Here is a 13,248-nt window from a genome sequence, read left to right on the forward strand (position 1 = left end):
GCCCCGCCGATGACGAGCCGTCGCCGGGCGGCGGCAGCTTCGTCATCGGCGGGGCCTGAGCCCGCGCCGTCAGGGGCGGCGGGACGGGGTGCGCAGGGAGTGCCGCAGGAGTGCCAGGCGCGGGGCGAGGCTGGCCAGGCCGCCGGGGAAGAAGTAGACGGCCAGGATGAAGACCGTGCCGAGCACGAAGAGCGGCTGGGACAGCGGGTTGCTCAGGAACGCCGGCAGGGCCTCCACCGCGTCGGACGTGCCGAACGCGACCAGCCGGTGGTCCAGGTACATGTAGAGGATGCCGCCGATCACCGGGCCCCACCGGGTGCCCGGCCCGCCGAGCACGACCATGACCAGCAGCGCCAGGGTCCACTCGGAGGAGGTGATGTGTGGCGAGGCGCCGCCCACGATCAGGACGTAGACCGCGCCGCCGGCCGCCGCGAGGCCGCCGGCCAGGGTGAACGCCACCAGCTTGAACCGGTACGGGTCGAGCCCCAGCACCCCGATCCGCCGCTCGTCGTCGCGCAGGCCGGCGAGCACCCGCCCGGTCGGCGAGCCCGACACCCGGTGCACCACGAAGACCACCACGACCAGGTACGCCAGCGCCAGCCAGTAGAGGTTGACGGTGTTGGTGACCCCGACCAGCCCCTCGGGCAGCCCGGACACGTCCAGCGGCAGCCCTTCCTCGCCGCCGGTGAGCCCGCCGAAGTCGCGGGCCACCAGGATCGCCCCGACCTGGGCGAAGGCGAGCGTCACCATGGCGAACGCGATGCCGACCGTACGCAGCGCCACCGCGCCGAGCAGCGCGGCGAGGATCGTCCCGCCGGTGATCGCGAGCAGCGCGGCCTGCCACAGCGGCAGTCCCGCCTTGGTGACGAGGATGTCGGTGCCGTAGACGCCGGCGGCGAAGTAGAGGGCGTGCCCGAAGGAGAGCATCCCGGTCCGCCCGAAGAGCAGGTCGTACCCGGCGGCCAGCCCGCCGAAGACCAGGCAGACGGCGAGCAGTTGCAGAGTGCCCGGGGAGTTGAGCGCCCCCTCGAAGACGCCCGGCAGGTGCAGCGTGGAGTAGGGCAGGATCAGCGCGACCAGCAGCGCGACCAGCGGCAGGAACGGGCGCAGCCCGTGCCACCGCCGGCGCCCCGGCGTCAGCTCGTCGGGCACCGCCGCGGGCGGCGCCGGAACCTCGGGGCTCTTGACCTCGGTCATGCCGTTGCCACCTTTCCGGCGATGCCCTGCGGGCGCAGCAGCAGCACCACGGCCAGCAGCGCGACCACGCAGATGTCGCCCAGCCCGGAGGTGCCGTAGTAGTTGACGAACTGTTGGGTCAGGCCGACGGCGACCGCCGCGTACGCGGACCCGATCACCGAGCCCATCCCGCCGATGACCACGACGATGAACGCGAAGATCAGCAGCGAGCCGCCCTGTCCGGGCGAGACGGTGCCGAAGTAGACGCCGCCGAGCGCGCCGGCCAGCGCCGCCGCCGCCCCGCCGATCGCGAAGACCAGGGTGAACGCCTTGCGCACGTCGATGCCGAGCGCGGTGACCATCTCCCGGTTCTCCACGCCGGCCCGGATCACCAGGCCGTAGCGGGTCCAGCGGAGGAAGGCCAGGATCGCGCCGAGCACCAGCACCGCGGCGATGATCAGCAGCAGGCCGCCGTTGGGCACGTTGGCGCCGAGGATTCCGGTGACCTGCCGGGTCCACTCGGGGCGCGGGAACGGCCGGGCGTCCGCGCCCCAGGTCGCCTGGAGCAGCGCCACGCCGGCCAGCGAGAGGCCGACGGTGACCAGCACCTGCTCGATGGTGCGGGAGTAGAGCGGCCGGATCAGCACCAGCTCGACGAGTACCGCCACCAGCGTGCCGGCGGCCACCCCGAAGGCGACCGCGACCACGAAGCCGAAGCCGTCCGATCCGGCCCCGGGCAGGTTGCCGGCCGCCCACCAGGTCCCGTACGCGCCGACGCCGAGGAAGACGCCGTGTGCGAAGTTGAGCACGTCGGCCAGGCCGAAGACCAGGGAGAGTCCGCTGGCGACCAGGAAGTAGAGCGCCGCCAGGCCGAGCCCGGTCAGCGTCAACAGGATGACGGTGTCCATCAGTGCTGGTCCTTCCGCGCACCGGCCGGCGTACCGGCGGGGTGATGCCCCTCCGCCGAGCCGACGCCCAGCAGCGACTTGGTCAGGGCTGTCTCCAGCAGCAGTTCCTGCGCGTCGCCGGTCCAGGCGACCTGGCCGGCGGCCAGCACGACCGCGTCCCGGGCGAGCCGCCGGACCACGGCGAGGTTCTGCTCGACCAACAGCACCGGCACGGACTCGGCGACCCGTTCCAGCACCTCGGCCACCTCGGTCACCACCTTCGGCGCGAGCCCCTTGGTCGGCTCGTCGACCAGCAGCAGTCGGTTGTCGTTGAGCAGCACCCGGCCGATCGCGAGCATCTGCTGCTGCCCGCCGGAGAGCGAGCCGGCCCGTTGCCGTCCGCGCCGGTCCAGCTCGGGAAAGAGCGCGAAGACCTTGTCGTACGCCGGGGTGCTGCCCCGCCGCTCGGCGAGCCGGAGGTTCTCCGCGACGGTGAGCCCGGCGAAGACGCACCGGTCCTCCGGCACGTAGCCCAGCCCCCCGCGGACCAGCCGGTGGGTCGGCCGGGCCAGCAGGCTCTGGGCGCCCATCCGGACGGCGCCCCGGACCTCGCCGGCGGGCGGGGTGAGGCCGACGATCGCGCGCAGCGTGGTCGTCTTGCCGACGCCGTTGCGCCCGAGCAGGACGGTGACGCCGGTCGGGGCGACCGTGAAGGACACCCCCTGGAGGATGTGCAGCCCGGCGATGCGGACCGACAGGTTCTCCACGCTGAGAATGGGTTCCACTAGAGCGACTCCCCCAGGTAGGCCTCTTGCACGGTGGGGTTGGCCATCACGGTCTCCGGGGTGTCGCAGGCCAGCAGCGCGCCGTGGTGCATCACGGCGATCCGGTCGGCCAGCTCCAGGATGACGTCCATGTGGTGCTCGACCATCAGCACCGACCGGCCGCTGTCGCCGGTGAGCGAGCGGATCACCGAGACCAGCTCGGGCACGTCCTCGGCGCTGACCCCGGCCATCGGCTCGTCGAGCAGCATGACCCGGGGCTCCCCGGCGAGCAGCAGGGCGATCTCCAGCTTCCGCTTCTCGCCGTGGGCGAGGGTGCCGGCCAGCGCCGTACCCCGGTGGGCGAGGCCGACGCGGTCGAGCGCCGCGTCGGCGGCGGCGGCGACCTCCCGGTCGGCCGCCGCCCGCCGCCACAGCTTCATCGAGCCCCCGCGGTGCGCCTGCACGGCGAGCCGGACGTTCTCCCGCACGCTGAGCGAACCGAAGACCGAGGATGCCTGGAAGGTGCGGCCGAGGCCGAGACGGGCCCGCTTGTGCGGCGGCAGGGAGCCGATGTCCTGCCCGTCGAGGGTGATCCGACCTTCCGTGGCCCGGCGTATGCCGGTGATCAGGTTGAACAGTGAGGTCTTGCCGGCGCCGTTGGGCCCGATGACGCCGAGGAACTCCCCGGGCGCCAGGTCCAGGTAGACGCTGTCGACGATGGCGACCTCACCGATCCGCCAGGTCAGACCGCGGGTGGCGAGCATCCGGTGTCAGCCCTTCATCGCCACGGCCGGCGGTGCGGACTCGTCCCCGGTCAGCGCCTTCTGGGCGGTGGCCGTGAACGCGGTGCCGCTGCCGGACAGCTTGGCCTGGAACATCGGCTGGAGCAGCGCGTGGTCCTCGGCGCGGATGGTCATCTTGCCCTTGACCCCGTCGAAGCTCCAGCCCTCCAGCGCCTTGACCATCTTCTCGACGTCGTCGCCGCCCTCTTCGATGGCGCGGACGACCATCTGCGCGGCGGCGAAGCCGTCCGGGTGGAACAGGTCGACGGTGCCGACCTTGGCCTTCAGCGCCTTCACGGCCTCGTTGTCGGAGGCCCCGTCGAAGTAGTGCGACAGGAAGGAGATCTTGCTGCCGGCGGCGCCGAAGGTCGGCCACGAGGCGCGGATGTCCAGGCCGGTGACGACCGTGGTGGCGGAGAGTACGCCCTGCTGGTCGAGCGTCTGCCACATCGCGGGGGCGGTGGTGCCGGCCCAGGCGACGAAGAGCAGGTCCGGCTTGGCGGACTTGATCTGGCTGGCGAACGGGGTGAACTCGGTGGCGCTGGCCGGCGCCCGGACGCTGCTGACGGCAGCGCCCGCGCCGCCGATGACGGCCTTCACGGCCGCCTCGTTGGCGTCGCCGAAGGCGCCGTCCTGGGCGAACACCACGACCTTCTTGCCGGCCGGGTCGCCGATGAACGACTTGGCGGTGACCACGTCCTGGTACGACTGCCGCCCGGACCGGAACGTGTACTTGTTGGCACCGGTCACCGCGTCGGTGGCGGCGGGCCCGGAGATGAAGAGGACCTTGTTCTGGGCGGCGATCGGGGCGACCTGGAGGGCCACGCCGGAGGCCGTCGAGCCCGCGATGATCTTGTTGCCCTTGCCGATCAGGTCCTTGGCCGCGGAGACCGCCTTCGCCGGGTCACCCGCGTCGTCGACCTCGGTGACCTCGACGGCCCGGTCGCCCACCTTGTTGGTGCCCTTGGTGGCGAAGTCGAGGCCGGCCTTGAATCCCTCGATGTACTGCTTGCCGTAGCTGGCGAGCGCTCCCGACTGGGAGTAGACCAGGCCAACCTTCACCGGGGCGGCGCTGTCGCCGCCACCGGAGGCGGTGTCCTGCGGGCTGCCACAGGCCGTGGCGGCGAGCGCCGCGGCCATCATCGTGGCGGCGGAGAGGAACACCCGCCGCGTCGTCCGGACCGTCATTGCGACTCCACGTGAGGACTCGGAGGTAGGGAACTCATATGACGGCTCACGCTAGAAGTGACGTCACCCACGGGCTATGTGGTCGAAACACACAAGTAACAGGGGTGGGGTGGCCGAGGGGTACAACGATCGCGGTGCGGCAGTGACCTCGCGCGTGCGCGATGGGTGCCCGGGCCATCGACGGAAGTGATGCTGTGTCTCCGCGCGCCACCGATACCCGCCGAATGCCGTATTCCTCCCGCCGCCCGACCGGTTCGCCGCCCGACCGGTTCGCCGGCCACCGCCCGGGACGACGGGACCGCGGGACAACCACCTGCGAGATCTTGGTAGGAAGACGCCCCTGGCGGGGCCGTTCCGTACCAAGATCTCGGGCGTTCGCCGCCTGACACCCCCGTGAGTCACCGGCCGGGGTGAAGAACCTCGTTTTCTATCGGCCCGCCCCCACAGGTGGGGCAGCTCGACAGCGTCCGCGCGCAGCCACCCCCGGTACACCTGAACCGCCTACGACATCAGCTCGACAGCCTCGCGAAGCCCGGGTGCCAGCGGGCCAGGTGCCAGCGGCCGGGTGCCTGGCACCCCAGACGACGGCGCCGGCCCGCCGCCCCCGGGGAGTGGGGTGGCGGGCCAGCGAGCGGTGACGGAATCGGTCAGCGCCGGGCGAGACCCTCCCGGGCCGCGACGGCGGTGTCCGGGTGGTCGGTGAAGACGCCGTCGAGGCCGAGGCTGAGGAACAGCTCGTACTCGGCCTGGATGTCGCCACGGGCGTTCGGGTCGGCGCCGATCCGCAGGTCGGCCGGCAGGAACTGGTTCTCCGCCCGGAACGTCCAGGCGTGCACGATCAGCCGTTCCCGGTGCGCGTCCCGGACCAGGGTGGTCGGGGCGAGCAGCCTGCCGGCGGCGTCACGCGGGACGATCAGGTTCTTGTTCGCCCCGACCCCGTCGGCGTACGAGGCGATCCACTTCAGGCCGGCCGGCTTCGCCAGGTCCTGGTAGGTGCGGGCGTCGCCGGCGACGGTGAAGTCGTACGGGCGGCCGGTGGCGTCGAGTAGCTGCGCGAGCCTGACGTCGACCATCCGGTTCAGCTTGCGCAGGTTCGCCGTCTCGAACGACTGGACGATCACCGGAGAGTTCCGGTGGGTCAGCCTGTTGCGCCGCAGCACCTCGACCAGCGGCTCCTCCAACGGCAGCCCGATGGACGCGAAGTAGCTCGGGTGCTTGGTCTCCGGATAGACGCCGATCGTCCGGCCCCGCGCCCGCCCCTCGGCGCGGGCCAGGTCGATGACCTCCTGGAGGGTGGGCACCTGGAACTGGCCGTCGAAGGCGGTGTTGGCGACGCGGACCTTGGGCAGCCGCTCCTTGGCCCGCAGCGTCCGCAGCTCCGCGAGGGTGAAGTCCTCGGTGAACCAGCCGGTGACCGCGACGCCGTCGATGCTCTTCGTGGCCCTGCGGGCGGCGAACTCGGGGCGGGCGGCCACGTCGGTCGTACCGCTGATCTCGTTCTCGTGCCGCGCCACCAGCGCGCCGTCGCGGGTGGCGACGAGGTCCGGCTCGATGTAGTCCGCGCCCTGCCGGATCGCCAACCGGTAGGCCTCCAGGGTGTGTTCGGGCCGGTAGCCGCTCGCGCCCCGGTGAGCGATCACCAGGGGCCGGTCCGTGGCCCGGTCCCGCTCGGCGGCGGGCGCCGGGGCGGCCGAGGCGGTCACCGTCGGCACGGCCACGGCTGCCGCCAGCAGGGCGCCGGCCACACCGAGGGCGGAAAGGGTACGTCGCAACGCCGTCTCCTTGTCGTCGAGGAATCCGCCTCAGCAGACACGCCCGGACTGACGGCGAGTTGGTCGGCGCCTGGCCGGCGGGTGAACCCCGGCCTGCCGGTTTCCACACCCGACTCGCGGCGGAAAAGGAAGATTGTCTGGTGCGCCGGCTCCTTCGTCACCCCGTGCGGCTCGTGCCGCTCGGCTTCCTGGTGACGATCCTGGTCGGCACCGGGCTGCTGATGCTGCCCTGGGCCACCAGCGAGCACCGGCACACCCCGTTTCTGACCGCCCTCTTCACCGCCACGTCGGCGGTCTCGGTGACCGGGATGGCGGTGGTGGACACCCCGAACTACTGGAACGAGTTCGGGCTCGTGATGATCACCGTGCTCACCCAGGTCGGCGGCCTCGGCATCGTGACCGGTGCCACCCTGGTGATCCTCGTGGTGGCCCGGCGGCTGGGGCTGCGCAGCCGGCTGCTGGTGCAGGCCGAGACAGCCGAGTTCGGCATCGGCGACGTACGCCGGCTGCTGCTGCGCATCGCCGGCCTCGCGCTCGCCTGCGAGGCCGTCATCACCGCGATCCTGACCGCCCGGCTGCGGATCAGCTACGACTACCCGTTCGGCCGGGCCCTCTGGGGCAGCGTCTTCCACGCCGTCCAGGCCTTCAACAACGGCGGGTTCGCCCTCTACACCGACAGCCTGGTCGCCTTCTCGACCGACGCCTGGGTCACCCTGCCGCTGGCGTTCGGCACCATCGTCGGCGGGATCGGCTTCCCGGCGCTCTTCGAGGCGGTACGGGAGTGGCGGCAGCCGACGCGGTGGGCGGTCGCCACCAAACTGACCGTCTGGGGCAGCCTGACGCTGCTGGTGGTGGGCTTCCTCGGCCTGCTGGCCATCGAGTGGGCCAACCCGCGGACCCTGGGCATCTACGCCTGGTCGGAGAAGCTCCTCGTGGCGTTCGCCCAGAACTCGTACATCCGCACCGGCGGTTTCAACGTCCTGGACATGGACGGACTGGAGGAGGAGAGCTACCCCCTCGTCATCGCGCTGATGTTCATCGGCGGCGGCAGCGCCAGCACGGCCGGCGGGATCAAGGTGGCCACCTTCTTCCTGCTCGCCTTCGTCATCCGGGCGGAGTTGCGGGGAGAGCCGGACGTGACGGTCGGGAACCGCCGGGTGGCCACCGCCAGCCAGCGGCAGGCCATCACCGTCGCCCTGCTCAGCGTCGCGCTGGTGGTCTGCGGCACCGTGCTGCTGGTCTTCCTCACCGAGGGGGTTCCCGGCTACGCGGCGCTGTTCGAGGTGACGTCGGCGTTCACCACCACCGGCCTCAGCGTCGGGATCGCCGCGTCGCTGCCGGAGAACGGCCAGCTCGCCCTGATCATTCTCATGTTCGTCGGCCGGATCGGGCCGCTGACCCTCGGGTCGGCGCTCGCCCTGAACACCCGCCGGCGGCTGTACCGCTACCCGGAGGAGCAACCCATTGTCGGCTAGGAAGACGGACGGAAGCGGCGTCGTGGTGATCGGACTGGGCCGGTTCGGGTGCCACCTGGCCGGCGCGTTGACCGCGATGAACCACGAGGTGCTGGCCATCGACCGCAATCCGGACCAGGTGCAGCGGTGGTCGGCCCAGCTCGACCGCGTCGTGCAGGCCGACACCACCGAGGAGGGGTCGTTGCGCCAGCTCGGCGTGGCGGACTTCGGCCGGGTGGTGGTCGCCATCGGCGCCTCGCTGGAGGCGAGCGTGCTGACGGTGCTGGCGCTGGCCGAGCTGGGCGTACCGCAGATCTGGGCGCGGGCCACCTCGACCAAGCACGCCAAGATCCTGGACTCGGTCGGCGCGCACCACGTGATCTTTCCCGAGGCGGAGACCGGCGAACGGGTGGCCCACCTCATCGTCAGCAGGATGCTCGACTTCATCGAGTTCGGCGACGACTTCGCCATCGCCAAGGTGTGCACCCCGGAGACGATGCTCGGCCGGCCGCTCGCGGAACTGACGCCCACCGCGCGCTACGGGGTGCGCGTGGTGGGCGTGAAGCTGCCCGGGGAACGTTTCCGGTACGCCACCGACGCCACCGTGATCGCCCCGGGCAGCATGCTGATCGTCGAGGGGGACATCGAGCAGGTGCAACGATTCGCGGAACTCAGCTGACCCCGGCGGGCTCAGTCGTCGTCATCGTCCTCGTCCCTTTCCGTGTCCCTTTCCCTTTCCGTTTCCTGGCTTACTTTTTTTCCACCACCTGCCCCCTTGCCCTTGCCGGAGTTGTCGGACTTCGCCTTCGACCCGCCGGAGCTTCCGCCCGAACTGCCGCCGGAACTCCCGGCCGACGTGCCGGCCTTCTTGGTCGGGGGCTTGGCCGGCGCCTTCGTCGGCGCCTTGGTGGGCGCCACGCTGGGCGCCGCACCGGCCACCCCGGAGACCTGCGCCGCGCAGGTGTCGTCGCCGAGGCGGAACTCCAGCGGCAGCGGGTTGACCCCGGCGTGGCGGCCGGTCAGGGTGAGCTTCTCGGAGGCCCCGGGGGCCAACGCGGCCCGCCCGGGGGCGGGCTCCACGAGCACCGTGCGCCCCTGCTGGCGCACCGGGACGGGCGTCGCCTTCGTCACCGTCTGCTGGCCGGGGAAGGCGAAGCTCAGCCGCCAGTCGCGCAGCTCCCGCGTGCCGGTGTTGGTCAGGGTCAGCTCGGCGGCGAAGTCCTTGCCCGAGTCCGTGCGCAGCGCGTAGGAAACCCGGCAGGGCGGCGTCGTCGGCGCCTGGGCGCCCATCCGCGCCTGGGTCGGCTGGTCGATTCCTCCGCTGGCCGGGCTGCGGGAGGTGAAACCCCACAACCCCGCCGTCACCGCCACCAGCCCGGCGGCGGCCACCCCCGCCTCGATCCGCCGGCGCCGGGTCGCCGCCCGCCGGTTGCGCGTACGGGAGAACGGCAGCGCGTCGGTCGCGGCGGACCAGGGCAGGATCGTGGTGCCGGCGGCGGCCAGCGCGTCCTCGTCCACGGGCCCCGCCGCCGGGGAGACCGGCACCGCGGCGATCATGCCGGCGGCCTCGGCGAGCGTCCGCGCGACCTCCGTGGTGGCCGGCCGGTCCCCCGGGCGCTTGGCCAGGCAGCGGCTCACCAACTCGCGCACCTCGTCGGGCAGCCCCGGCACCGGCGGCATCGGCTCCGGCTCGTTGTACATGTGCGCGCGCAGCATCTGCGTGGTGGTGCTCGCCTGCCAGGGCAGCCGACCGGTGAGCATCCGGTAGAGCAGCAGGCCGACCGCGTACACGTCGGTGGCCGGGGAGACCTGACCGTTGTCGAGCCGCTCCGGGGCCAGGTACGCGGGCGTGCCGAGCAGGGCGCCGTCCGGCCCCTTCTCCTTCTCCCCCACCAGCGCGGAGATGCCGAAGTCGACCACCTTCACGCCGGTGGCGGTCAGCATGACGTTGCCCGGGGTGACGTCGCGGTGCACCACGCCACGGGCGTGCGCGGTGGCCAGCGCCGAGGTGACCTCCGCGCCGATCGTCACCGCCTCCCGCCACGGCAGGCTGCCCCGGCGCAGCCGGCCGGTCAGCGACTCCCCGTCGACCAGCTCCATGACGACGTACGGCACCGTCAGGCCGACCTGCTCGGACTCGCCGTAGTCGTAGACGTTGGTGATGTTGGGGTGGCACAGCCGGGCCGCGGCCTGCGCCTCGATCCGGATGCGGTGCCGGAACGCCCTGTCGGCGGCCAGCCGCGACGCGAGCACCTTGACCGCCACCTGCCGGCCGAGCACCTCGTCGTAGCCGCGCCAGACGACGGACATGCCGCCCGCCCCCAGCTGTTCGATCAGCCGGTACCGCTCACCCAGCAGTTGCGCGCCGTCCCGGATCGGTCCACCCATGAGGATCGTTGTTGCCCCGGACCGGCCCGGCTACACCTCAAGGGTCGGAATCGGTCAGGGATTCACCCGTTCAGGCGGTGGCGAGGAGCTGGTCCACGGGCGCGTAGTCGTCGGTCAGCACCAGCGCCTCGCCGACGAACGCGGTGAGGTCGGCGCCTGCCAGCAGGTTGGCGCCCTCCCGCAGTTCCGCCAGCCGGGCGCGGACCGCCGCCAGCGGCAGCGGGGCGTCGGAGGCGACGATGAGGAAGTTCGAGCCCTCCCGACCGGCGAGCGCCGCCGCCGGGGCGATCAGGGCGACGTGCCGGAACTCGGCGGCGACGGTGGCCAGCTCGCTGCGGATGAAGCGCAGCGGCGGGTAGTCGATGACGTTCTGCACGTAGACGCCGCCCGGTCGGGTCACCCGGCGGACCTCGGCGGCCATCTCCCGGGTGGCGAGGTGCCAGGGCACCACCAGGTGCCCGAACGCGTCGCCGACCACGAGGTCGCGGCTGTCGGTGGCCTCCCCGGCGACCAGCATCCGGGCGTCACCCACCACCGCCCGCAGGTCCGGCCCCTGGCGTACGCCGAGCTGACGCTCGCCCAGCTCCACCAGTCCCCCGTCGATCTCGAACACGACGTTGTCCGTGCCCGGACGGGTGGCGGTCAGGTAGCGGGGCACGGTGAACCCGCCGCCGCCGAGGTGCAGCGCGTCGAGCCGCTGCCCCTTCGGCGCGACCACGTCGGCCACCGCCCCGATCCACCGGGTGTACGCGTACTCCAGGTGGGTGGGGTCGGCGAGGTCCACGTACGAGTGCTGGGCCGAGTTGAGCAGCAGGGTGCGGCCGGAGTCCCGGGCGGGATCGGCCTCCACGCTGGCGCAGTGGTAGGCGGTCTCGATGTCGCACGGGTTCGGGGCCACCGTGGTCAGCCCGGCGCCGACGAGGCCCAGCACCGCCAGGGCGGCCTTGGCGCGGGCAGGGCCGGGCAGCTCCGCGCGGTCCTGGCGGCGCAGCCACACCCCGAGGCCCAGCCCGGTGAGCCCGAGCGAGGCCGCCAGGGCGAACAGGATGACCGTGCTGGGCAGCGCGGCGACCAGCACGAACCCGGTGCCCAGGGTGGCCGTGATGCCGCCCAGCGTGCCGATGCCGGAGAGCCGGCCGACCACCTGCCCGGTACGCCGCAGGTCGGCGAGCTGGAGCTTCACCACCAGCGGGGTGACCGCGGCGAGCAGGGCCGCCGGCACGAAGACGGCGAGCGCGACGAGCAGCAGGATGGCCGAGGCCGCCCCGCCGCGCAGCACCTCACCGGCGTACCGGACGACGGGCAGGGTGACGGCGGTGGCGATGCCGGCCAGCACCAGCGCCGGGGCCAGCAGGGCCCTCGGGTTGCGCCGGTCGGCCAGCCAGCCGCCCGTCCACGCGCCGTAGGCGATGGCGGCCAGGGCGATGCCGATGACCGAGCTGGTCACCTGGAGGGTCACCCCGACGTACGGCCCGACGAGCCGCAGGGCGACGGTTTCCAGCACCAGGACTGCGCCGCTGGAGAAGAAGACCAGGAACGCGGCGAGGCCGTTGGGCAGGGCCCGGGCGGTCGAGGCCGCCGGTGTGGCGGGCGGGACCGTGACGTCGGAGGATGCGGAGCTCACCCGCGCGATGGTACGCAGGAAAACTGGGCCACCGGGTCAGTACATCGAGAGATGAACATGGTTCGTGTGGTCGGCGGCGGGGCTGCCGCTGCCGCCGTACGCCCGCCATCCGGTGCCGGGGTGCCAGATCTGCCGATACCAGATCACGTAGAGCACGCCCAGCCGGCTCGCGTTGCGCACGTGCCAGGCGGCGAGGCTGTCCCCGTACGCCTTGTCCCCGCCGGTGGCGGTCTTGTCCTCGAACCCGCCGGCGGCGGCCGAGAAGTCGCAGGCCCGGCCCTTGGGGTGCTCGCCGGAGCCGCCGCTGCGATAGCAGGAGACGTACCGCTTGTAGCCGGCCGCCTGGGTCTGCTTGAGGGCGTTGAGCGTGCGCGGGGTGATGCAGCCGGAGGTGGTCGGGTCGTTCACCGAGCAGGACTCCGACGGCCAGGACCCGTCCGAGTTGCGGGGGGCCGGCTTCGCCGAGGAGGAGCTGGCGCCGCTGAACCCGCCGCTGCTGCCCGAGCTGACCTCCGCGAGCGCCGCCTCGGCCTCCTTCTTCTTCTTCGCCATCACCGCGAGCTGCTTCTGCTGCTCGCGGACCTCGGTGTCGATGGCGATCTTGGCCTGCCGGGCCTGCTCGCGTGCCTGGGTCAGGTCGCGCAGCCGCCTGCCGTCGCGCTGCGCCATCAGGTCGAGGCTGGCCGCCCGCTCCAGGAACGCCTCCGGCGAGGCGCTGTCGAGCAGCATCGACGTGGGCGTCAACCGACCCAGCCGGTACGACTGGGCGGCCACCTCGCCGACCTGCGCGGTCAGCTCGACCAGCCGGACCTCCAGCGTGCCCAACTGCCCGGTCAGCTGCTTCTGCCGCGCCTTGGAGTTCTCCAGCTTCCCCTTGGCCTCGATGTGTGCCTTGGCGGTGGCCTCCAGGGCGTCCCGGAGCTTCTTGGTGCCGCCCTCGTTGGGCTCCGCGTACGCCGGCACGGCACCGCCGGCGAAGAGCATCGTCACGGCGACGAGCAGGGCGATCAGCGGGCGGCGGGCACGCCGCCCGGCCGGCGGGGCGGTCAGCGGACGGTGGCCGTCAGGCCCGGCGGGCATGGTCCTGCGCACGAAAGCATCCTTCCGTCGGCCGCCGGCCCCGGACGACGGCGTGGCGCGGCGGCGGCCCCCGCCGGGCGCCGGACGGCGGCCTGCTGGCGGAGACCGGCGGTCAGGATACCGGACGGAGCAC

Annotated in this window: 11 protein-coding genes; 2 read left to right on the forward strand and 9 right to left on the reverse strand. The window is 72.6% G+C overall.

Going from position 1 to position 13,248, the window contains the following annotated elements:
• Positions 1-69: 69 nt before the first annotated feature.
• From DER29_RS24350 to DER29_RS24375, 6 genes are all read right to left on the reverse strand, one after another.
• On the reverse strand, positions 70-1,197 hold the full coding sequence (locus DER29_RS24350) for a branched-chain amino acid ABC transporter permease (protein ID WP_121399940.1): 1,128 nt from the start codon (positions 1,195-1,197) through the stop codon (positions 70-72).
• The gene (locus DER29_RS24355) at positions 1,194-2,084 is read right to left on the reverse strand and encodes a branched-chain amino acid ABC transporter permease (protein WP_121399941.1); all 891 of its coding nucleotides are present in this window, start codon (positions 2,082-2,084) and stop codon (positions 1,194-1,196) included. The genes DER29_RS24350 and DER29_RS24355 overlap by 4 nt, the downstream gene beginning before the upstream one ends.
• Entirely contained in the window at positions 2,084-2,848 is a 765-nt protein-coding gene (locus DER29_RS24360; RefSeq protein WP_121399942.1) for an ABC transporter ATP-binding protein, read from the reverse strand. The genes DER29_RS24355 and DER29_RS24360 overlap by 1 nt, the downstream gene beginning before the upstream one ends.
• Positions 2,848-3,591, reverse strand: coding sequence for an ABC transporter ATP-binding protein (locus DER29_RS24365; protein WP_121399943.1), 744 nt, complete (start codon positions 3,589-3,591; stop codon positions 2,848-2,850). Before DER29_RS24365 ends, DER29_RS24360 begins: the two co-directional genes overlap by 1 nt.
• Positions 3,592-3,597: 6 nt before the next feature.
• Positions 3,598-4,797 carry a substrate-binding domain-containing protein gene (locus tag DER29_RS24370; RefSeq protein ID WP_121399944.1) on the reverse strand — a complete coding sequence of 400 codons (1,200 nt, stop codon included), beginning with the start codon at positions 4,795-4,797 and terminating at the stop codon, positions 3,598-3,600.
• A 647-nt stretch (positions 4,798-5,444) separates the two neighbouring features.
• On the reverse strand, positions 5,445-6,569 hold the full coding sequence (locus DER29_RS24375; protein ID WP_121399945.1) for a glycerophosphodiester phosphodiesterase: 1,125 nt from the start codon (positions 6,567-6,569) through the stop codon (positions 5,445-5,447).
• Positions 6,570-6,709: 140 nt separating this feature from the next.
• Here DER29_RS24375 and DER29_RS24380 point away from each other — a divergent pair, with 140 nt between their 5' ends.
• On the forward strand, positions 6,710-8,044 hold the full coding sequence (locus DER29_RS24380) for a TrkH family potassium uptake protein (RefSeq protein WP_121399946.1): 1,335 nt from the start codon (positions 6,710-6,712) through the stop codon (positions 8,042-8,044).
• Positions 8,034-8,702 carry a TrkA family potassium uptake protein gene (locus DER29_RS24385; RefSeq protein WP_121399947.1) on the forward strand — a complete coding sequence of 223 codons (669 nt, stop codon included), beginning with the start codon at positions 8,034-8,036 and terminating at the stop codon, positions 8,700-8,702. The genes DER29_RS24380 and DER29_RS24385 overlap by 11 nt, the downstream gene beginning before the upstream one ends.
• 11 nt (positions 8,703-8,713) lie before the next feature.
• Here DER29_RS24385 and DER29_RS24390 read toward each other — a convergent pair whose 3' ends face one another.
• The 3 genes from DER29_RS24390 to DER29_RS24400 all read right to left on the reverse strand — a co-directional run bounded on the left by DER29_RS24390 (position 8,714) and on the right by DER29_RS24400 (position 13,115).
• Positions 8,714-10,411 (reverse strand): serine/threonine-protein kinase, encoded by a 1,698-nt coding sequence (locus DER29_RS24390; RefSeq protein WP_121399948.1) that lies wholly within the window; start codon positions 10,409-10,411, stop codon positions 8,714-8,716.
• A 70-nt stretch (positions 10,412-10,481) separates the two neighbouring features.
• A complete protein-coding gene (locus DER29_RS24395) occupies positions 10,482-12,035 on the reverse strand; it encodes a fused MFS/spermidine synthase (protein WP_121399949.1) in 1,554 nt (517 codons plus the stop codon).
• A 36-nt stretch (positions 12,036-12,071) separates the two neighbouring features.
• Complete coding sequence (locus DER29_RS24400; RefSeq protein ID WP_121399950.1) at positions 12,072-13,115, reverse strand: hypothetical protein; 1,044 nt, start codon at positions 13,113-13,115, stop codon at positions 12,072-12,074.
• Positions 13,116-13,248 lie beyond the last annotated feature (133 nt).

The sequence above is a fragment of the Micromonospora sp. M71_S20 genome, from assembly GCF_003664255.1.
Lineage (GTDB): Bacteria > Actinomycetota > Actinomycetes > Mycobacteriales > Micromonosporaceae > Micromonospora.

What these genes read in the sequence shown, in the direction of transcription:
- DER29_RS24355 (WP_121399941.1), bottom strand. Translation starts at nt 2,084, where the DNA reads ATGGACACCGTCATCCTGTTGACGCTGACCGGGCTCGGCCTGGCGGCG.
- DER29_RS24390 (WP_121399948.1), bottom strand. Translation starts at nt 10,411, where the DNA reads ATGGGTGGACCGATCCGGGACGGCGCGCAACTGCTGGGTGAGCGGTAC.
- DER29_RS24365 (WP_121399943.1), bottom strand. Translation starts at nt 3,591, where the DNA reads ATGCTCGCCACCCGCGGTCTGACCTGGCGGATCGGTGAGGTCGCCATC.
- DER29_RS24400 (WP_121399950.1), bottom strand. Translation starts at nt 13,115, where the DNA reads ATGCCCGCCGGGCCTGACGGCCACCGTCCGCTGACCGCCCCGCCGGCC.
- DER29_RS24350 (WP_121399940.1), bottom strand. Translation starts at nt 1,197, where the DNA reads ATGACCGAGGTCAAGAGCCCCGAGGTTCCGGCGCCGCCCGCGGCGGTG.
- DER29_RS24370 (WP_121399944.1), bottom strand. Translation starts at nt 4,797, where the DNA reads ATGACGGTCCGGACGACGCGGCGGGTGTTCCTCTCCGCCGCCACGATG.